This window comes from Brachybacterium saurashtrense (genome assembly GCF_003355475.1).
Taxonomy (GTDB): domain Bacteria; phylum Actinomycetota; class Actinomycetes; order Actinomycetales; family Dermabacteraceae; genus Brachybacterium; species Brachybacterium saurashtrense.
This window is the reverse complement of sequence record NZ_CP031356.1, coordinates 3,500,767-3,520,460: the sequence shown is the minus strand read 5'-3', so window position 1 is coordinate 3,520,460 and position 19,694 is coordinate 3,500,767. Positions and strand designations below refer to the sequence as shown.

20 protein-coding genes and 1 tRNA gene are annotated in these 19,694 nt (G+C 73.3%); 10 read left to right on the top strand and 11 right to left on the bottom strand.

Annotated features, from left to right (window positions below; genetic code table 11):
- The first annotated feature begins 52 nt into the window (after nt 1–52).
- The gene (locus DWV08_RS15805) at nt 53–1,411 is read left to right on the top strand and encodes a M20/M25/M40 family metallo-hydrolase (protein ID WP_115414685.1); all 1,359 of its coding nucleotides are present in this window, start codon (nt 53–55) and stop codon (nt 1,409–1,411) included.
- A gap of 88 nt (nt 1,412–1,499) precedes the next feature.
- On the opposite strand, the gene DWV08_RS15800 is transcribed toward DWV08_RS15805, so the two are convergent.
- Nucleotides 1,500–2,183, bottom strand: coding sequence for a TetR/AcrR family transcriptional regulator (locus DWV08_RS15800; RefSeq protein WP_115414684.1), 684 nt, complete (start codon nt 2,181–2,183; stop codon nt 1,500–1,502).
- Nucleotides 2,184–2,347: 164 nt separating this feature from the next.
- Between DWV08_RS15800 and DWV08_RS15795 the strand changes: the two genes are divergently transcribed.
- The gene (locus DWV08_RS15795) at nt 2,348–2,629 is read left to right on the top strand and encodes an HPr family phosphocarrier protein (protein ID WP_115414683.1); all 282 of its coding nucleotides are present in this window, start codon (nt 2,348–2,350) and stop codon (nt 2,627–2,629) included.
- Nucleotides 2,630–2,794: 165 nt separating this feature from the next.
- Here the strand turns inward: DWV08_RS15795 and DWV08_RS15790 are convergent.
- Nucleotides 2,795–2,880, bottom strand: a tRNA-Ser gene (locus DWV08_RS15790).
- A 63-nt stretch (nt 2,881–2,943) separates the two neighbouring features.
- The gene (locus tag DWV08_RS15785) at nt 2,944–3,918 is read right to left on the bottom strand and encodes a helix-turn-helix domain-containing protein (protein WP_115414682.1); all 975 of its coding nucleotides are present in this window, start codon (nt 3,916–3,918) and stop codon (nt 2,944–2,946) included.
- Nucleotides 3,919–4,203: 285 nt separating this feature from the next.
- On the opposite strand from DWV08_RS15785, the gene DWV08_RS15780 reads away from it, so the two are divergent.
- Entirely contained in the window at nt 4,204–6,336 is a 2,133-nt protein-coding gene (locus DWV08_RS15780) for a prolyl oligopeptidase family serine peptidase (protein WP_115414681.1), read from the top strand.
- Nucleotides 6,333–8,459 carry a S9 family peptidase gene (locus tag DWV08_RS15775; RefSeq protein WP_115414680.1) on the top strand — a complete coding sequence of 709 codons (2,127 nt, stop codon included), beginning with the start codon at nt 6,333–6,335 and terminating at the stop codon, nt 8,457–8,459. The genes DWV08_RS15780 and DWV08_RS15775 overlap by 4 nt, the downstream gene beginning before the upstream one ends.
- Nucleotides 8,460–8,540: 81 nt before the next feature.
- Here the strand turns inward: DWV08_RS15775 and DWV08_RS15770 are convergent, their stop codons facing one another.
- From DWV08_RS15770 to DWV08_RS15760, 3 genes are all read right to left on the bottom strand, one after another.
- Nucleotides 8,541–9,374: a MetQ/NlpA family ABC transporter substrate-binding protein gene (locus DWV08_RS15770; RefSeq protein WP_115414679.1), complete on the bottom strand. Its 834-nt coding sequence runs from the start codon at nt 9,372–9,374 to the stop codon at nt 8,541–8,543.
- Nucleotides 9,375–9,477: 103 nt separating this feature from the next.
- Nucleotides 9,478–10,179: a methionine ABC transporter permease gene (locus tag DWV08_RS15765; RefSeq protein WP_115414678.1), complete on the bottom strand. Its 702-nt coding sequence runs from the start codon at nt 10,177–10,179 to the stop codon at nt 9,478–9,480.
- The gene (locus DWV08_RS15760; protein ID WP_162801600.1) at nt 10,176–11,192 is read right to left on the bottom strand and encodes a methionine ABC transporter ATP-binding protein; all 1,017 of its coding nucleotides are present in this window, start codon (nt 11,190–11,192) and stop codon (nt 10,176–10,178) included. Before DWV08_RS15760 ends, DWV08_RS15765 begins: the two co-directional genes overlap by 4 nt.
- 202 nt (nt 11,193–11,394) lie before the next feature.
- Between DWV08_RS15760 and DWV08_RS15755 the strand changes: the two genes are divergently transcribed.
- From DWV08_RS15755 to DWV08_RS15730, 6 genes are all read left to right on the top strand, one after another.
- Entirely contained in the window at nt 11,395–11,709 is a 315-nt protein-coding gene (locus tag DWV08_RS15755) for a hypothetical protein (RefSeq protein WP_115414676.1), read from the top strand.
- Between the two features lies 1 nt (nt 11,710).
- Nucleotides 11,711–12,697, top strand: a complete 987-nt coding sequence (locus DWV08_RS15750) for an ABC transporter ATP-binding protein (protein WP_115414675.1) — start codon at nt 11,711–11,713, stop codon at nt 12,695–12,697.
- A gap of 1 nt (nt 12,698) precedes the next feature.
- The gene (locus DWV08_RS15745; RefSeq protein WP_115414674.1) at nt 12,699–13,502 is read left to right on the top strand and encodes an ABC transporter permease; all 804 of its coding nucleotides are present in this window, start codon (nt 12,699–12,701) and stop codon (nt 13,500–13,502) included.
- A gap of 156 nt (nt 13,503–13,658) precedes the next feature.
- Nucleotides 13,659–14,150, top strand: coding sequence for a hypothetical protein (locus DWV08_RS15740; protein ID WP_115414673.1), 492 nt, complete (start codon nt 13,659–13,661; stop codon nt 14,148–14,150).
- 56 nt (nt 14,151–14,206) lie between these two features.
- On the top strand, nt 14,207–15,376 hold the full coding sequence (locus tag DWV08_RS15735) for a sensor histidine kinase (RefSeq protein WP_115414672.1): 1,170 nt from the start codon (nt 14,207–14,209) through the stop codon (nt 15,374–15,376).
- The gene (locus DWV08_RS15730; protein ID WP_115414671.1) at nt 15,373–15,999 is read left to right on the top strand and encodes a response regulator transcription factor; all 627 of its coding nucleotides are present in this window, start codon (nt 15,373–15,375) and stop codon (nt 15,997–15,999) included. The genes DWV08_RS15735 and DWV08_RS15730 overlap by 4 nt, the downstream gene beginning before the upstream one ends.
- Before the next feature lie 62 nt (nt 16,000–16,061).
- Here the strand turns inward: DWV08_RS15730 and DWV08_RS16850 are convergent, their stop codons facing one another.
- From DWV08_RS16850 to tadA, 5 genes are all read right to left on the bottom strand, one after another.
- The gene (locus tag DWV08_RS16850) at nt 16,062–16,217 is read right to left on the bottom strand and encodes a hypothetical protein (protein ID WP_162801599.1); all 156 of its coding nucleotides are present in this window, start codon (nt 16,215–16,217) and stop codon (nt 16,062–16,064) included.
- Between the two features lie 11 nt (nt 16,218–16,228).
- Nucleotides 16,229–17,248, bottom strand: a complete 1,020-nt coding sequence (locus DWV08_RS15725) for an ABC transporter substrate-binding protein (RefSeq protein WP_115414670.1) — start codon at nt 17,246–17,248, stop codon at nt 16,229–16,231.
- Between the two features lie 25 nt (nt 17,249–17,273).
- Nucleotides 17,274–18,143, bottom strand: coding sequence for an ABC transporter permease (locus DWV08_RS15720; protein WP_115414669.1), 870 nt, complete (start codon nt 18,141–18,143; stop codon nt 17,274–17,276).
- On the bottom strand, nt 18,140–18,946 hold the full coding sequence (locus tag DWV08_RS15715) for an ABC transporter ATP-binding protein (RefSeq protein WP_115414668.1): 807 nt from the start codon (nt 18,944–18,946) through the stop codon (nt 18,140–18,142). Before DWV08_RS15715 ends, DWV08_RS15720 begins: the two co-directional genes overlap by 4 nt.
- A gap of 245 nt (nt 18,947–19,191) precedes the next feature.
- Nucleotides 19,192–19,662, bottom strand: coding sequence for a tRNA adenosine(34) deaminase TadA (gene tadA, locus DWV08_RS15710; RefSeq protein WP_115414667.1), 471 nt, complete (start codon nt 19,660–19,662; stop codon nt 19,192–19,194).
- Nucleotides 19,663–19,694 lie beyond the last annotated feature (32 nt).

Below are 19,694 nucleotides of genomic sequence, written 5' to 3'. Positions count from 1 at the left end.
CCCCTCGGGGCCGGGTACCGTGAGCGGCACCCGACCCCGAGGAGGACCCGGCATGCCGATCGCCGCCCCCACCCCCGATGAGCTCGCCCTGCTGCAGGACGAGGCCGTGCGCTTCACCCGCGAGCTGATCCGGATCGACACCTCGAACTTCGGCGGGAACGATCCCGCCACCTGGGGGAACGGCGAGACAGAGGCGGCGGAGCACGTCGTGGCGCTGCTGCGCGAGGTGGGCCTCGAGCCCACGGTAGTCGAGTCGGCGCCGGGCCGCCCCAGCGTGCTGGTGACCCTCCCCGGCGAGGACCGCGAGCGCGGGGGCCTGATCCTGCACGGCCACCTCGACGTGGTGCCCGCCCGCGCCGAGGACTGGTCCGTCGACCCGTTCGCCGCCGAGATCATCGACGGGATGATCTACGGCCGCGGCGCCGTGGACATGAAGGACATGGTGGGGATGATCCTGGCGGTGGCGCGGCACCTGGCCCGCAGCGGGCAGCGGCCGCCGCGGGATCTGATGTTCGCGTTCTTCGCGGACGAGGAGAACGCCAGCGTGTGGGGCGCCCAGTGGCTGGTGGAGAACCGGCCCGAGCTGTTCGAGGGGATGACCGAGGCGATCAGCGAGGTGGGCGGCTACTCGATCACGCTGCCGGAGCAGGAGACCGGGAAGGACGTGCGCGCCTACCTGGTCCAGACCGCGGAGAAGGGCCTGGCCTGGGGGCGGCTGCGCGCCCACGGCCGCGCCGGCCACGGCTCCGTGCCCAATGACGAGAACGCGATCGTGCGCCTGGCCCGGGCGATCACCGCGATCGACGAGCACGAGTTCCCGCAGGAGTGCATCGCGAGCGTGCGGGCTCTGTTCGACGGCATCACGGAGATCACCGGCACCGGATGGGACGAGAGCGACATCGAGCGCTTCCTGCCGCTGACCGGCGGGGCGCGGCAGTTCGTGACCGGCACGCTGCGCGACTCGGCGAACCTCACGATGCTCGAGAGCGGGTACAAGGTCAACGTCATCCCGCAGACGGCCGAGGCCGGGTTCGACTGCCGGTTCCTGCCCGGCCACCAGGAGCAGGTGCTCGCCCTGCTCGACGAGCTGGCCGGGGAGCACGTGGAGGTGATCGTGGACCACGTGGGCGTCTCGGTGGATTCCCCGCGCGAGTCGCCGCTGGTGGACGCGATGGCGGACGCGATCGGGGCGGAGGATCCGGGCGCCCGGATCCTTCCCTACTGCCTGAGCGCCGGCACGGACAACAAGCCGCTCAGCGCCCTGGGCATCGGCGGCTACGGCTTCGCGCCGCTGCAGCTGCCGCCGGACCTCGACTTCGCCCCGCTGTTCCACGGGGTCGACGAGCGGGTGCCCGTCGACGCCGTGCGGTTCGGCGCCCGGGTGCTGCTGCGCCTGGTGGCGAGCTCCTGACCGGCCCCGCCGTGCCCGCGCGCGGTAGGCCGGAGCCGCCCGCGCGGCGCGGCGGCCGGGGGCGGGACGGCGAGGCGGTGCGCGGCGGTCAGCCCGCCGCGTCCGAGGGCCCCTCGTAGGTGCGGGCGGACTCGAGCAGGCCGGCGGCGTCGATCGGCTCCTCGGCACCGAGGCCGGTGTACCAGCTCGGGGCGGCGGCGAGGATCGTCTCCAGCAGGCCGGTGGCGTCCAGCGCCGCACCCGCGCGGGCGTCCTGCTCGGTCTCCACCAGCCAGTGCTCGGCCTGCGCGAGCTCGGCCCCGGTGAGCACCCGGGCCAGGGACTCGACGTCCGGGCGGGCCGGGAGGGCGTCCGGCATCCGCTCCAGCGCCTGGACGTGCAGGGCCGTGAGGGTGTCGGCGAGGATCATGTACGTGCGGTGGGAGAACTTCCAGTCCAGCGCGCCGCGCAGGAAGGTGTGGTGGCGTTCGACGTAGGCGACCATCATCGAGTAGCCGTGCTGCACGTGCTGCGTGATCGTGTAGCCGGCCTCGGAGTTCACCCGACCCCTCGCCCAGGCGGCCTCGAACATCTCCTCGAGCATCGCCGCCATGAGGGCGTCGAGCCCGCTGAAGTGGCTGTAGAACGCGGCACGGCTCACGCCGGCCCGCTTGGCGAGCGCGTTGACGGTGACCTCACCGTCGGCGATGGTGAGGTCACGGGCGGCAGCGAAGATCGCGGCCTTGGTCCGTGCCGGGCGGGGGTCCGGTGCGCGGTCACTCGAGGTGGACATCTCGTCATGGTAACCCTGGGCCGCTGGATTCGAGGCACGGCGCAGCGGCGCAGCACCGCGGTCCGCACGGTGGGCGGCGGGGACTCGACGTGCGCCCCGAGCGCTCGGGCCGGGCTACCCTGAGAGAGTCCACCTCGGACAGCACGTCGAGAAAGGCGGTCGCCATGCCAGCACGCACCGTGGAGGTCGCGAGCGCGAGCGGTCTCCATGCCCGCCCCGCCGCGCTCTTCTCCCAGGCCGCGAGCGAGCAGTCCGTGCTCGTCACGATCGAGACCGCCGGCGCCGCACCGGTGCGCGCCTCCAGCATCCTCATGCTGCTCACCCTGAACGTGGATCATGGGGACGAGGTGACGCTCCGCGCGGAGGGCGAGGGGGCCGAAGAGGCGCTGGACGCCCTCGCGGCACTGCTGGAGAAGGACCTCGACGAGGAGTTCCCCGACCGCTGAGCACCGCGGGGCTGAGGAGCTCCGTCGGGCGCGCGGGTGTGGCGTCGCCACCGCCGAGCCTCGCCGACCTCCCCCTCACCGGTCGGCCCGGCGACCGCATGCGCGAAGGCCCCCGCCAATCGGCGGAGGCCTTCACGAACCCGGGAGCACTCCCAGGTCACTGGGCGGTAGCGGCGGGATTTGAACCCGCGGTGGCTGTTAACCACACATCATTTCGAGTGATGCACCTTCGGCCGCTCGGACACGCTACCGCCACCCAGGGTAGCCGCGCGGCCCCCGCGCGTTCAAACCGGCAGGGCCGGACGCGAGTCAGATCACTCGCCGTGCCCGGCGCCCGCGCTCGCGACGTCCCGGCCGAGGACCTCCTCGGCCCCGTCGTCCTCGCCCTCCCCGTCGCAGTCCTCCCACGACCAGCGCAGCCCGAAGGTGCCGGGCCCGAAGCGGGCGTCGCTGAGCTGGAGCCGGTCGCGATGGTCCAGGCGCACCGGGGTGATCGACTCCCCGTCCTTGGTGCGCCGGTACCGCTCGCACTCCACCGGCCTCCTCCCCCCGCGGAACTCCACCTCCAGCAGCACGTCGTTGGCACGGCGCGGCAGGCTGTACATCGCTGCGGTGAGGTCCTCGGCACGGGCGGTCAGCTCCACCCGGTACGCCACGGCGGCCACCTGCCCGGCGTCCAACGTCCCGTCCACCAGCACCTCGACCCCGTAGGCACGCCGATCGGGCCAGGACACACGCCGCCCCAACGAGCATCCCTCCAGCGCGGTGTAGCGCGGCTCGACGTTGGGCTCGTCCGGCCCGAGCACATACACCACCGGCAGACGGCAGGTGCCTGACTCCAAGGCGCGCACGGTGGGCCGATAGTCGAACCGCTGCACGTCGATGCGATGATCGACCACCACGAGCTGGTGGTGAACGCGTTCGTGCGCGTATTGCCGCGGGCTCGAGAAGCCGAGCGCGGTGAGCGCCTCCGCGAACACCTCTTTGCTGGAGCGGTTCCCCACGAAGCTCTCCGTCGGCGCCGCACGACCCCGCAGCCTCGGTGCCCCGACGAGACCCGCCAGCGAGTCCGGCGCGTGCCCCAGGAGCTCCTCGAGCGCGGCGAGCACCCCGAAGGACTGCTCCCCGCCGGGCAGGCTCTTCCCCGACTGCCAGTTGCTGAGCGTCGCGACGCTGATCGGTCGATGGCGCGCCCGCAGGCGCTGCGAGATCGCCGTCAGCGACAGCCCGCTCTGCGCGATGGCCGCGCGCAGAGCGGTCGCGAAGCGCTCGTCGTCCTGTGAAGCCATGCCACCTCCCGGGTTCCGCATGCCACCACATCCTGCCGCGCCCGCAAGCCAGCGTTCACCGTTTAGGACAAACCGCTGAAACGGCCACGGTAGCGTGCGTGTCCCATCTCACCCCACTGGGTGCGATGGAGGGGAAAGGGGGAAGACCACGGTGAACACCACAGGGTCGTCCACGGCGCAGAGTCGCGCCGACACCGCGTTCCTCTCCTCCCCGACTCTGCACCGGCACCGGCGCGATCTCGCGAACACCGACGGACCGGACGATCCGAGAGGACAGCAGTCACCATGATCCAGCACATCACCCCGCTCAGGCAGATCGCACGTCCTAGCGCCGACAAAGACCTCGCCGCGGCGCCCCGCCCTGCCCGTCGGCCCGTGGAGCGGACCCTCTTCGGGGACACGGCCGAGCTCCCCTACCGCTGGATGCGCGACGCCCGCAGCGCCGAGGTGCGTGCTCATCTCGTGGCCGAGAACGCGTACACGGACTCCCGCACCTCCTCCCTCGGGCCCCTGCGCCGCGCCCTGAGCGTGGCGCTGCCGGACGCCGCCGCGGCGCTGCCGCTCTCCGTCCCGGTGCTGCTGGACGACTGGTGGTACATCGACCGCTCGGATCCGCTCGACGGCAGCACCGTCTCCCGGGTGCGCGACGGCGCCGGCGTCCGCGGCGACTCCGGGGTCCCCCGGGTCGTGCCCGGGCGGCCGCTGCCCGGCGAGGAGATCCTGGTCGCGGACTGCACGGGGGTGCTCGGCGTGGTCCCCTCCCCCGACCACCGCCTGCTGGCCCGCGCGGAGGCCGCCCGGGGCGGGTGCCGGGTGGTCGTCACCGACGCCGCGACGGGCGAGGTGCTCGACGAGGCGCTCCACGGCGCCGGGCCGGAGCTGGTGTTCACCGCGGACTCACGCTTCCTGCTGCACACCCGGCTCGACGATCTGGGCCGCCCGCACCAGGTGCGTCTCCACCGGCTCGGGGCACCGGCGAGCGAGGACGTGATCCTGCTCGAGGAGCCCGACCACTGGGCGGAGGTCACGCTGTCGCGCAGCCGCGACGGCGCGGCCGCGCTGCTGAGCTCCGCCGGCCCGACCCGCGGCGAGACCTGGCTGGTGGACCTCGCCGACCCCGCCGCGCCGCCGCGCACCCTCACCGGTCCCATCACCGGAGCGGTCCCCGCGATCGAGCACGCCGGAGACCGGCTGCTGGTGCTGCACGAGGACGAGGGCACCGGCCGTGCCGTGCTGGGCGAGGCCCCGCTGGACTCCACGGACGTGCTCGCCGACCTCCGCCCCCTGCTCACCGCCGAGGACGGGGAGCACCTCGTCGCCGTGGAGGCGTTCGCGGGCGCCGTCGCGCTGGAGCTCCGCTCCGGCGCCCGGCCCGCGGTGCGGGTGGTGCCGCGCACCGTCGGGGGCGACCTCGTCCTCGACGCGGTGCAGACGGTGGGCCGCGGCGGCCCGCTGGACGCCGTGACCCTCGAGCCGACGCCGGACTGGCACGCCGCGGGGATCCGCTGCCGGCTGGAGAGCCTCACCACGCCGCCCACGCTCCTCGAGCACGAGATCGCCACCGCGGAGTGCCTCGTGCTGGGACGGACCGACGTGCCCGGCCATCACCCCGAGCGGTACGTCGAGCAGCGTCTGTGGGCCACCGCGCCGGACGGCGCACGGATCCCGCTCTCGCTCCTGGCGCGCCGCGACGTGCCGCGGGACGGCACCGCCCCCGCCCTGCTCCACGTGCGCGGCGGCTTCGGGCAGTCGCTGGACCCCGAGCTGCGACCGGAGCTGCTGGGCCTCGCCGACCGCGGCCTGGTGATCGCCGTCGCCCACGTGCGCGGCGGCGGCGAGAACGGGCCCGACTGGCACCGCCAGGGACGGCGCCGGCACCGCGAGACGGCGGTGGGCGACCTCCTGGCCTGCGCGGACCACCTGGTGGCCGAGGGATGGGCTGCCGCCGACCGGCTGGGCGCGGCGGGCGAGGGCCCCGGCGCCCTGCTGCTCGGCGCCGCCGCGAACAGGGCGCCGGAGAGGTTCCGCGCGCTCCTGGCCGGCATGCCGCTGACGGATCCGCTGGAGACCCTCCTCGATCCGGACGTGATGCTCACGCTCGAGGAGTGGGAGGAGTGGGGCGATCCTGCGGCCGATGCGGGGACCTACCGCAGCCTGCGGGCCTGCACCCCGGCCGAGAACGTCCACCCCGCGCCCTACCCGGCGGTGTACGCCTGGACGGCGCTCGAGGGCGCCGAGGCGCCGCCGGCGTGCGCGGCGATCTGGATCGCGCAGCTGCGCCACCACACCACCGCCGACTCCGCCGAGCGCCCGATCCTGCTGCGGGTGCACGAGTCCCTGCCCGGCGCGGCCGATCCTCGCGCCGAGGGCACCGCCTGGGTCCTCGACCAGCTGGGCGCCGCTACGCTCGGGGGATGACCTCGAACTCCCTGCGCGAGACGACGCCCGCCGCCCCGCTCCCCGCCCGCCGCCCCACGGAGAGGACCTTCCACGGCGACACCGTGGTGGACCCCTACGAGTGGATGCGGGACAAGACCGACCCCGAGGTGATCGCGCACCTCGAGGCGGAGAACGCCTACGCCGACGCCCGCACCGCGCACCTCGCCCCGCTGCGCGAGGCGCTGGTGGAGGAGTTCGTGGGCCACACCCAGGAGACGGACCTCTCCGTGCCGGTGCGCCGCGGGGAGTGGTGGTACCTCACCCGCACCACCGCCGGGGACGACTACCCGGCGTTCACCCGCGTCGCCGATGCCGGCGCGATGCCGCAGGTGGAGCCGGGCGTGATGCTCGAGGGCGAGCAGATGCTGCTGGACGCGCAGGCGGAGGCGGCCGGGCACGAGTTCTACTCCCTGGGCGGCCTCGCCCCCTCCCCGGACCACACGCTGTTCGCCGTCGCCGTGGACACCGCCGGCGACGAGCGGTTCACCCTGCGCATCACCGAGATCGCCTCCGGCGAGGTGCTCGACGAGGCGGTGACCGGCGCCGGCTACGGCCTCGCCTTCTCCGCCGATCAGCAGTGGCTGTTCTACGCCCGGGTGGACGACGCGTGGCGGCAGCACCAGATCTGGCGGCACCGGATCGGCACCTCCATGAGCGAGGACCAGCTCGTGATCGAGGAGCCGGATGAGCGCTTCATGATCGGGTTCGACCGCTCCCGCGACGGCTCCACCCTCGTGATCCAGTCCGGCTCCACCACCACCACGGAGGCGTGGCTGCTGGACCTCGCGGAGCCGACCTCGGCCCCCGCCCCCGCCGGCGGGCGGCGCGACGGGGTGGACTACGCCGTGGAGCATGCCGGGGACCGCCTGCTGGTGGTGCACAACGACGGCCACCGCGGCTTCGCGCTCGCGCAGGCGCCGCTGGACGCGCCCAGTCAGTGGGAGGAGCTGCTGATCGCGGGCGAGGGCGAGCGGCTGCTGGCGGTCGAGGCCTTCGCCGAGGTGGTCGCGCTCGAGCTGCGCAGCGGCGGTCTCGCGAGCGTGCGGCTGATCCCCCGGGCGGAGGACGGCTCGCTGCGCGTGGAGCGTGCCGCGGTCGTCACCCACGGCGGCGAGCTGGACACCGTGGAGCTGGACGCCAACCCGAACTGGGACCAGCGAGCGATCCGGTACCAGCTCACCAGCATGCTCACGCCGCCCACAGTCGCCGAGCGGGATCTCGCCACCGGCGAGAGCACGATCCTGCGCGTCACCCCGGTGCCGCATTACGACCCCTCGCTGTACACGGAGCGGCGCGAGTGGGCGCGTGCGGCCGACGGCACCGCGATCCCGCTCAGCGTGGTCGCCCGGAAGGACGTCCCGGCCGACGGCACCGCGCCCGGGTACCTCTACGGCTACGGCTCCTACGAGGTCTCGATCGACCCGTCGTTCGTGCCCACCCGGCTCTCGCTGCTGGACCGCGGCGTCGTCATCGCGATCGCGCATGTGCGCGGCGGCGGCGAGATGGGCCGCGACTGGTACGAGCACGGGAAGCTGGGCGAGAAGACGAACTCCTTCAGCGACTTCGTCGCCGCCGCCGAGCATCTGGGCGCGACCGGGCTCGTGGACCCCGCACGGCTGGGGGCGGAGGGGCGCAGCGCGGGCGGGCTGCTGATGGGCGCGGTCGTGAACCTGGCCCCGGAGCGGTTCCGGGCGATCATCGCCGGGGTGCCCTTCGTGGACGCGCTCACCACGATCCTGGATCCGTCGCTGCCGCTGACCGTGGGCGAGTGGGAGGAGTGGGGCGATCCGCTGCACGATCCCGAGGTGTACGAGTACATGAAGGGGTACACCCCGTACGAGAACGTGCGCGCGGTCGAGTACCCGGCGATCTTCGCCTCCACCTCGTTGAACGACACCCGCGTGTTCTTCGTGGAGCCGGCGAAGTGGGTGGCGCGCCTGCGCGAGACGGTCACCTCGGACCAGGCGGAGCGGCCGATCGTGTTCCGCTGCGAGATGGTCGCCGGGCACGGCGGGCGCTCGGGCCGCTACCGCAAGTGGGAGCAGCGGGCCGACGAGCTCGCGTGGCTGCTGGACCAGTTGGGCGCGACGGCGCTGCGCTGAGCACCCTGCACGAACCCCCGGATGCGCGGACGCCGCGCCCTCCCCGTGGTGGGGCGGGCGCGGCGTCCGCGGGGTGCCGGCTCAGAAGGCGGGGATGACGGCCCCGGAGTAGTTCTCCTCGATGAACTGGCGCACGTCCTCGGAGTGCAGCAGCTCGTCGAGGGAGCGCAGCGCCTCGTTGTCCTCGTCCTCGGTGCGCACCACCAGCATGTTCGCGTAGGGGTTGTCCTCACCGGACTCGAGGGCCAGGGCGTCCTCGGCGGGGCTGAGATCGGCCTCCAGGGCGTAGTTGCCGTTGATCACGGCGATGGCGTAGTCGCCCAGGGTGCGCGGCAGCAGGGCGGCGTCGATCTCCTGGAAGTCGAGGTTCGCGGGGTTCTCGGCGATGTCGTCGGGGGTGGCCTCGGTGGGCTCGATCCCGTCGGAGAGGGCCAGCAGGCCCTGGTCGGCGAGCAGCGCGAGGGCGCGGCCGCGGTTGGTGGGATCGTTCGGGATGCCCACGGCGGCGCCGTCCTCGATCTCGTCGAGGCTGGTCAGCGACTCGGAGAAGATGCCGAGCGGCTCGATGTGCACGCCGGCGAAGGGGGTGAGCTCGTAGCCGTTCTCGGCGATCTCGGTCTCCAGGTAGGGCAGGTGCTGGAAGAAGTTCGCGTCCACCTCGCCCTCGGAGAGCAGGCGGTTCGGGATCGGGTACTCGGTCTGCTCCTGCAGGTCCAGCGCGATGCCCGCGTCGGCGGCGAGGTTGTCACTCACGAAGGTGAGGATCTCCATGTGGGGCAGCGGGGTGGCGGCCACACGGATGGTGGTCACGCCGCCCTCCTCGACCAGCGGCTCCTCGCCGCCGCAGGCGGCGAGGGAGAGCGCGGCGAGGCCGGCGCCGGAGGCGAACAGGGTGCGGCGGGAGAGGGTGCTCATGGAAACGTCCTTCGGGGTGAGGGGGCGGGGTCGGGCGGAGCCGGGGCTCCGGGGCGGGGTCCGCGGGGCGCGTGTGCGGTGACGGGGCGCGCTCCGCGACGGGTCAGGCGGTGCGGGCGCGGTGGTCCACCGCGCGGGAGAGGCGGTCGCCGAGCAGCTGCACGAGAATCACGATCGCGATCAGCAGCAGCACGGTCACGATGATGATCTCGGTCTGATAGCCGGTGTAGCCGCGGTTGTAGGCCAGCTGGCCGAGGCCGCCGGAGTTCACGGAGCCCGCCATCGCGGTGTACCCGATCACGGCGATCGTGGTGGTGGTGATCGAGCCGATCAGCCCGGGCAGCGCCTCGGGGATCAGCACCTGGCGGATCACCTGCCAGCGGCTGGCGCCCATCATCCGCACCGCCTCGATCTTCCCCGCCGGGATCTCCCGCAGGTTCAGCTCGAACAGGCGGGCGGCGAAGGGCACCGCGGCGACCGTGAGCGCGATCATCGCGGCGTTCGGGCCGGTGGAGCGTCCGGTGAGCGCCGAGGTGATCGGGATCAGCGCGATGATCAGGATGAAGAAGGGGAAGGAGCGCAGCACGTTGACCACGAAGCCGGTGACCTGGTTGAGGCGGCGCACCAGCGGGCTGGTGGAGCTCGCGGTCTCGAACAGCGCCACGCCCAGCGGGAGGCCCAGCAGCACGGTGAGCAGCATGGTCACGGCGGTCATGTAGAGGGTGACAACGGTGGCCTGCCAGGGTCCGCCGTCCCAGCGGGTCAGCAGCGGGTTCGCGAGCCACTCCTGCAGCGTCTCGATCATGCGGTCACCTCCCGTGCGACCACGCCGGCCGCGTCGAGCTCGGCGAGGAAGGCGGTGAGGCCCTCGCGGCTGATGGCGGCGCCGGAGCGGTTGCGCAGCGCGAGCTGCACCCGCCCCACCTGACGGCCGCCGATGGTCTCGATGGTGCCGGCCACGAGCGTGGCCTCGGCCTGGTACTCCTCGGCGAGGCGGATCAGGTCCTCGCTGGTGCGGAAGCGCTCGGAGTCGCCGTAGTCGCAGTTGACCACCAGCGCGTCGATGCCGGTGGGTGCCGGCGGCAGCGGGATCAGCTCGGCGCTGAGGGGTCCGTGCGGATCCGCGGCGACGTCGAGCAGGTCACCGGTCTGGGTGATCCGGCCGTCCTGGAGCAGGGTCACGGTGTCGCACACCTCGCGCACCACCGCCATCTCGTGGGTGATGATCACGACGGTGATCCCCAGGCGGGCGCGCAGGTCGCGCAGCAGGCCCAGGATCTGCCGGGTGGTGCCGCCGTCGAGGGCGCTGGTGGGCTCGTCGCACAGCAACACCTTCGGCTCCGCCGCGAGGCCGCGGGCGATGCCCACGCGCTGGATCTGGCCGCCGGAGAGCTGGGCGGGGTGGTTGTGCTCGCGCCCGGTGAGGCCCACGAGCTCCACCAGCTCGGCGACGCGGCGCTCCCGCTCGGCGCGGGGCACCCCGGCGATCTCGAGCGGGTGGGCGATGTTCTGGGCGGCGGTGCGGGAGTCGAGGAGGTTCGCGTGCTGGAACACCATCCCGATGTGGCGGCGGGCGGCGCGCAGCGCCGCGCCGTCGAGCGCGGCCACATCGGTGCCGTCCACCTCGACGCGCCCCGAGGAGGGCTTCTCGAGGCCGGTGAGGCAGCGGATCAGGGTGGACTTGCCGGCGCCGGAGCGGCCCACGATCCCGTGGATCCGTCCCGGATCGAGATGGAGGTCGATGCCGTCGAGCGCGACGACGGGGTCTCCTCCGCCGGGCGCGGGGAAGACCTTCGTGAGGCGGTCGAGAGTGATCACGCGAGGATTCAACCACCGGGGGCGCCCGCTCCCGAAGCATTCCGTCACACGCCGAAACACACCTCACAGACCTGCACGAACGGGTGTGGAGGGGGTCACGTCGAGGCGTCTGACATTTCTCATGGCCCACCCGTGGCGGATCCACGGGCACCGGTGATGCCACGCCCTGCCGTCGGGCTCCGCGGGCCGCGAGGGTGGAGCCATGACCACGACGAGCCCTTCCACCCCCTCGACCGCCCCCTCCGCCGACCGTTCCTCCACCGGCGACCGTTCTCCCACCGGCGAGCGCAGCGTCCTCATGGACCTCCTCGCCGCCTCCCCCGCGGACACGCTGGGGCGTGAGCTGTTCGCCCTGGTCGCGAACATCGCCCTCATCGGCCTGCTCGTGCTCGTGCTCCGTCCCGAGGCGGTCGTCGCCGCCGTGATGCTCTCCCTGGTGACCCTGTTCATGAGCGGCCGGCTGATCGTCGGGTTCCGCACCCGCGGCTACGCCGCCTCCCTGCGAGGTGAGCGCTGACATGACCACCACCCCCGTTCCCATCCTCCGCGCCGAGGCGCTCTCGCGCCGCTACGGGCGCGGCGGCGACTCCCACCTCGCCGTGGACTCCCTCGACCTGGAGATCCACCGCGGCGAGCTGTTCGGCCTGCTGGGCACCAACGGCGCCGGGAAGACCTCCACGCTCGAGGTGCTCGAGGGCCTCGCCCGCCCCACCGGCGGCAGCGTGAGCGTGTTCGGCCACGACCCGTACCGGGAGCGCCGTCGGGTGCGACCCCGCCAGGGGCTGATGCTGCAGACCGGCGGCTTCCCCGCGGATCTCACCGCCACCGAGGCGCTGCGCATGTGGACGGCGACGCTCACCACGCCGCGCCCCGTCGCCGAGGTGCTCGAGGAGGTCGATCTGACCTCGCGAGCCGGCACCCGCATCTCCTCCCTCTCCGGCGGCGAGGTGCGGCGGCTGGACCTGGCCTGCGCGATCGCGGGCGATCCCGAGCTGCTGTTCCTCGACGAGCCCACCACCGGCCTGGACCCGGAGTCCCGGGCACGGGCCTGGGAGCTGATCTCGACGCTCAAGGCCCGCGGCACCACCATCGTGCTCACCACCCACTACCTCGACGAGGCGGAGTCCCTCGCCGACAGGCTCGCGATCATGCATCGCGGCCGGGTGGTGCGCGAGGGCACGGTGGCCGACGTGGTCGCCGGGCACCCCTCGCGGATCCGCGTCGCGGTCCCCGAGCACGCCCCCGCCCTGCCGGCCCTCGTCGGCAGCGCGCGCACCGGGCGCGACGGCCGGCTCGACATCCGCACCACGGATCTCAGCGCCGACCTGTACACCCTGCTCACCTGGTCCCGGGAGCACGGCCTCGCGCTGGACGGGCTCGACGCCCGCGCCGCGAGCCTCGAGTCCGTGTTCCTCGAGATCGCCGGCGGCGGGGCCGAGACCGCGCCGTCGGGGACCGCCCCGCAGGCGGGGACTGCCCACCAGCCCACCACGATCGGAGCCTGAGATGACCACCGTCGCCGCCACCCCCGCCCGTCGGGCGCCCCGCGTGCTGGGCCTCGCCCGCGCGGAGCTGACCCTGCTGCTGCGCAACCGCATGCAGCTCGTCACCGCGCTGCTGATGCCGCTCGCCGTGCCGTTCCTGTACCTGCCGCTCGCCCGCCAGGGCGGGACCCCGGAGACGCTCGCCGCCGGGCTGGGCACCATGTTCGTCATCGCCCTGCTGTTCATCGTCTACTACAACCTGCTCTCCGCCTACGTGGCCCGGCGCCAGGACCTGGTGCTGAAGCGGCTGCGCACCGGGGAGTCCTCGGATGCGGCGGTGCTGGGCGCCACGGCGGTGCCCGCCCTGCTGATCGCCACCGCGATGATCCTGGTGATGAGCGCGCTCTCGATCCCGCTGCTGGAGCTGCCGCTGCCGCAGAACCCGCTCGTGCTCGTGGTGGGGCTGGGGCTCGGCGCCGTGGTGATGGTGCCGCTGGCGCTGATGACCGCCAACATCACCCGCACCGTGGAGGCCGCCCAGGTGACCTGCCTGCCGCTGATGGCCGTGCTGGTGATCGGCGCCGGCGCCGCGCTGCCGCTGGAGATCATGCCCGACTGGTTCGTGCGCCTGATCGGCCTGGTGCCCTCCGCCCCGATCACCGAGCTGGTGCGCCTGGGCTGGCTGGGGATCGACGCCGACGGCGCCGCTGTCACCGGCGCCGAGGTGTGGACGTTCGTCGCGCGCCAGTCCGCGATCCTGCTCGGCTGGCTCGTGCTGGGCATCTGGTTCGTCGCCCAGCACTTCCGCTGGGAGCCGCGAGGCTGACCGACGGCAGCACTCGGGTCCACGATGCACCCGAGGCCCCTGACATTCCTCACGGATCGCCCGTGAGCTCTCCATCGGACCAGGTGAGAGGCCGCTCTACCGGCCGAGGCCCGCACAGTCGACAGTGGAGCCCTCACCACCACGGAAGGACATCTCATGCTCCAGGACCTCCTCGTCCAGCTCCATTCGCTCGTCTCCGACCTCGCACCGTGGCAGCAGGTCCTCGCGCTCGTCCCCGTCGGCGCGCTCCCCTTCATCGAGAGCTACTTCGGCAGCTTCCTGGGCACCACGCTCGGCATCCACCCCCTTCTCGCCGTACCTGCCGCCGTGGCCGGCAACGTCCTGGCCACCTTCGTCCTGATCGGCCTCGCGGGTCGCACGCGGGACGCCGTCACCCGCGGTCGCTCCTCGACGACGGAGAAGCCCTCCCGTTTCCGGGCGAAGATCGCCACCGCCCTGGAGAAGTACGGGGTGCCGGGGGTGAGCATGCTGGGCCCGCTCCTCGTCCCTTCGCAGATCACCGCCCCCACCCTGGTCGCCCTCGGCGCCGCGAAGCGGCGGGTCTACCTCTGGATGGGCATCTCGATCATCGCCTGGGGCATCCTCTTCGGCGTCTTCGGCAGCCTGTTCCTGACCGCCATCGTGTGAGCGGATACGCTTCGCACCAGGTCGTCGACCCGTCGAGCGCCGAGGAGAGGACAGTCGTGGAGACCAGCACCGGGCGGCAGTGGAGCGTGTTCTACGCCTACACGGCGTGGTCCGTCGTCGTGCTGATCGTGCTGATCCCGCTGGGCGTGGCGCTGCTGCTGGACACGAGGGTGCCCGAGCTGCTGGTGCTCCATCCCGCCGCCACCGCGGTGCTGATCGCGCAGATCGCCCTGAGCGCCTGGTCCGGTCACCGTGCCCTGGCCGGGTGGTCGCGGGCGGAGCTGCCGGCCGACCGGGATCGCTGGGACCTGCCGCACGTGGGGCGGCTCCCGTCCGACTGGACCCTCGCTGCGACCGCCCTGCTGACCGTGGTCCTCGCGATCATGCAGCTGATCGGCGACGACGGGGATGAGGTGCTGCTGATCTCGCTCTCCCTGCTGATCGCGTCGGCGATCGTCCGGTGGCGATGGGAGGTCGGTGCCGTCGGCGCCGTTGCGACCGGGATGATCGCGGCGCTGCTCGGGCACTCCGGCACCGAGGCCATCGCCGTCGGCGCGCTCGTCGCCGGTCTCGTGCTGAGCATCCGCCTGTCCCTGTGGCTGGCCGCGATGGTGCGCGAGCTCGACGACGCCCGCGACGCGCAGGCCCGGCTCGCCGTGGCCGAAGAGCGCCTGCGCTTCGCCCGCGATCTGCACGACGTCACCGGGCGGGACCTGTCGGTGATCGCGGTGAAGGCCGAACTGGTCGCCCAGCTCGCCGAGCGGGAGGACTCCCGCGCCGTCGAGCACGGGCGTGAGGTCGCACAGATCGCCCGCGCCTCCCTCGCCGAGATCCGCGCCCTGGTGCGCGGCTACCGCGAGGCAGATCTGGCGACCGAGCTGCAGGGCACCGCCTCCCTGCTGCGCTCGGCCCGCGCCGGGGTCACCGTGCACGGCGACGCCGACGACGTCCCGGCCCAGCACCGCGACACCGCCGCCTGGGTGCTGCGGGAGGGCGGCACCAACATCCTGCGCCACGCCGACCCCTCGACCATCACCATCACGCTGGGCGCCGGCGGTCTCACGCTGGTCAACGACGGAGCACCGGGCGATGACACGGTGGCCGAGGGCAGTGGGCTGACCGGGATGCGCGAGCGCCTGGGCGCCGGTTCCTCGCTCGACGTGCGCCGCCAGGGCGGCGTCTTCACCCTCGATGTCCGCTTCGATGCCCCGGAAGGGACCCGATGACCTCCGACTCCCCCGCCACGCTGCGCGTGATCCTCGTCGACGACGAGAACCTGATCCGCTCCGCGCTCGCCACGATGCTCTCCCTCGACTCCGATCTGGAGGTGCGCGGCGAGGCGGCGACGGTCGCGGACGGTGCGCGCCTGGCCGAGGCCGAGCAGCCCGATGTCGCGGTGCTGGACCTGCAGCTGCCCGACGGCGACGGCCTCGAGCTCGCCGCCCGGATCGCGGAGCTCTCCCCCGCCACGCGCTGCCTGATCCTCACCTCGCACGCCCGGCCCGGCTACCTCAAGCGGGCGCTCGCGCAGGGCGTGCTGGGATTCCTGCCGAAGACCACCGGCGCGGACCAGCTGGCCGCGGCGGTGCGCGCGGTGGCCGCGGGGCGGCGCGCGATCGATCCCGAGCTCGCGGCGGAGACGATCTCCTCGGGCGACTCCCCGCTCACGCCGCGCGAGGCCGACGTGCTCGAGTTCGCGGCCGACGGCGCGGCGATCGAGCAGATCGCGCGCCGCGCGCACCTCGCCGAGGGCACCGTGCGCAACTATCTCTCCAGCGCCCAGGCGAAGCTGCAGGCCGCGAACCGACACGAGGCGGTCGCGATCGCGCGCCGCCAGGGCTGGATCTGAGCGCTCACGCGCCGCCGACACCTCACCGCCCTGCCCCGTGGGCGCGGCACGGCGCCGCGCTCTCAGAGGGCGATCAGCACCACCAGGGCCGCGATCACCACCAGCACGCCTCCGGCGAGGGTGCCGAGCACGCCGGCGGCGACCCCGGGCAGTCTGGTCCAGCGCAGCAGCGCCGCGTCGCGGCGGCGGGTGGGTGGGCGGGGAGCGGAGCCGGCCATCGTGCGCCTCCTCAGGCCGTGGCGCCCTCGGCGAAGCGGGCCTCGACCACGCCTGCCACGTCCAGCGGCTCGGAGTAGGTGATCTGCCCGGACTCGAGCCACACCGACTGCATGGCCTCGAGCTGATCGGGCTGGGGAGCGAGATCCGGGAGGTAGGAGTACATCGGGGCGGACTTCAGCACCTCGATCTCCTGCCCGAGGGTGTCGGCGAGGATCTGGTACACCTCGTCGCTCTGCTCGCCATCGGCCGCGAGCTCCCGGGACCCCTGCGCCAGGGCGGTGAAGAAGGGCTGGGCGAGCTCGGCCTCGAGGAAGGTCTCCGAGTAGAGCACCCCGGTGCCGGTGGTGCCCTCGGCCGGGACGGCGAGCGGGGAGGCCACCCCTGCCTCCTCCATCGCGGTGGAGAAGGGGGCCGACGGGGTCGCCGCATCGATCGAGCCGTTGGTCAGGGCGGGCTCCTGATCCGGGGTGGAGAGGTTGGAGATCTCGACGTCGTTCAGGGTCAGACCGTCCTCCTCCAGCATCGCCGCGAGGAGGTAGCTGCCGGTCGCCCCGGCGCCGCCGGCGACGCCGATGGTGCGGCCCGCGAGGTCTGCGATGGTGGTGACCTCGCTGCTGTCGATCAGCTCCTGGCTCACCTCGAGGGCGGTGGGCGAGTTCTCGGGGTCCCCGGGCGAGATGCCCATGGAGCCGACGACCTTGAACGCGAGGCCCTGGTCGAGAGCGTTGAACATGCCGGCGCTGAAGCCGGCGATCATCACGTCGAGCTGGTCGTTCGCGAGCATCGGGATGCCGTCCTGACCGGACTTCAGCGGGGTGAGCTCGACGGTGATCCCGGCGTCGGCGAAGAATCCCTTCGCGTCCGCGACGTACAGCGGGGCGAACAGCGAGGAAGGCAGGTGGCCCACGCGCACGGTGCCGGAGGCGGCGCCGTCGCCGGGGTCCTCCCCGGTGACGGCGGGCCCGCAGGCGGCGAGGGCGCCGCCGAGCGCGGCGGCGGGGGCGAGGGAGAGCAGGGTGCGACGTCGCATGGGTGTCCTTGTGTCGAGGGAGGGGTCAGCGCTCACGGCGCCAGGGCAGCAGCAGCTTCTCGGAGCGGCTGAGGACGGTGGTGACCACGGCGCCGATCAGGCCGATGACCACCAGTCCCACGTACAGCTTCTCGGGGATGAACAGCTGCCAGGAGTTCCAGATCAGATAGCCGAGGCCCGTGGTGGTGGCGCCGGTGAACTCGACCGCGGTGACCACCACGACGGCGGTGCCGGTGGCGGTGCGGAGGCCGGAGAACACGAAGGGCATCGCCCCGGGCAGGACCACGAAGCGGAAGCGGGCCAGCCCCTTCGCGCCGTAGGCGGTCCCGGCCTCGAGAAGCTTGCGGTCGATCGCCCAGACGCCGGAGACGGTGTTGATCTGCATGATGAAGAACGTCGTGATGAACACGGCGATGATCTTGGGCAGCTCGGTGGGGCCGAAGATCATCAGCAGGATGGGGAAGATCGCGATCTTCGGCAGCGGGTAGAGCGCCGAGAAGAGGGGGCCGAGCGCGGCGTTCAGCGCCCGGGAGGAGCCCATCAGCAGGCCCACGCCGATGCCCACGAGCGCACCGAGCCCACCGCCGACGAGGAGGCGCATGAGGGTGGGGGCGGTGTGCTCCCACAGCTCGCCGGTGCGCAGCATCTCGCCGGCGGCGGCGAGGATCCGGGTGGGCGGCGGGAAGAAGCGCGGGTCGATGAGCAGAGCGCGGGCGCTCACCTCCCACAGCAGCAGCAGGAGGATCGGGGTGGCGATCGAGAGGACCAGGTCACGGGTGGTCAGGCGTCGCTCGCGGGCGCGCTGGGCACGCGCGGCGGTCAGGGTGCGCTGCGCGCGATCGTCGTCGGCCACGGCGCTCCGCGGGTTCGGGCGCGTGCGGGGTCGGGTGCTCATGCGGTCTCCTCGGCGCGGCGGGCGTCCTCGCGCAGCAGCTCCCAGATGCGGGAGCGCAGCGCCCCGTACTCCGGGTCGCGCTCGATCTCGAAGGAGCGCGGTCGGTTGAAGGGCACGGTGATGTCCTCGCGCAGCGTGCCGGGGCGGCCGGACATCACGATCACCCGATCGGAGAGGACCAGCGCCTCGTCGATGTCGTGCGTGACCATGAGGACTGTCTTGCGCTCCGCCTCCCACAGCGCGATGAGCTCCTCCTGCATGAGCATGCGCGTCTGGGCGTCGAGCGCCCCGAGCGGCTCGTCCATGAGCAGCACCGGGGAGCCGGTGGCGAAGGCGCGGGCGATCGCGACGCGCTGGCGCATGCCGCCGGAGAGCTGGTGCGGGTAGGAGTCCGCGAAGTCGGCCAGGCGCACCCGTGAGAGCCAGTCGTCGGCGGTGCGTCGCCGCTCGGCCGCACCGGTGCCCGTCATGCGCAGTCCGAACGCGACGTTGTCCCGCACCGTCATCCAGGGGAAGACGCCGTGCTCCTGGAACACGAAGGCGGCGGGGATGCGATGCCCCTCGTCCGGCATGGCCACGGTGCCGACGGTGCGCCCCTCGAGCCCGCCGAGGATGCGCAGGAAGGTGGATTTCCCGCAGCCCGAGGGGCCCACGATGCAGGTGAAGGAGCCGGGCTCGAGCGTCAGGGAGAAGTCCTCGAGCGCCCACACGGGGTCGGTGCCGGAGAAGAAGACCTTGGAGACGTCCTCGGCGACGACGGCGCCGGGCGGGGCGGCGGCCCGGGACGTGGGGTGCGGGGACATCGGTGCTCCTCATCCCTCGGGCGGAGCGGCGACGGCGGCGGTCCGGCGGAGGGCGTGCGGGGATCGGGCGGTGGGACGGCGGTCGGTGCGACGAGCTGAGGGCCGTCGCGGGACTGCCCGCTCACCCTACGATGTGTCTCGGGCTCCGGGACTCCGGTCTCACGGGCCGGTCGGCGCCTCGTGGGCCGCACCCGGCGCCGGCGCGCGAGGCCCTGCGCGCAGGCCGTCGAGGGCCCGGCCCGCCCTCAGCGCGCCCGGGCGCCCCGCCGCGCACGGAAGAAGCCGCGCAGCAGGTCGCCGCACTCCTGCTCCCGCACGCCGGTGGTGAGCTCCACCCGATGGTTCAGGCGCGGCTCGCGCACCAGGTCGTACAGGGAGCCGGCGGCGCCGGCCTTGGGGTCCATGGCGCCGACGACGACGCGCTGGACGCGGGAGAGCACGATCGCGCCGGCGCACATCGTGCACGGCTCGAGGGTGACGGCGAGGGTGGTCCCGGTGAGGTTCCAGCGGCCGGTGGCGCGGGCGGCGGCGCGCAGGGCGAGGATCTCGGCGTGGGCGGTGGGGTCCTCGTCGGCCTCGCGGCGGTTGCCGGCGCGGGCGAGCACCTCCCCGTCGGCCCCCACCACCACCGCGCCGATCGGGACGTCGGCCGGTTCGCGGTCGGCGGCGGTGCGGGCCTGGTCGAGGGCCAGGCCCATCAGCTCGTCGTCGGTCATGCGCCCATTCTCGCCCCGGGCCGGTCGCGCTG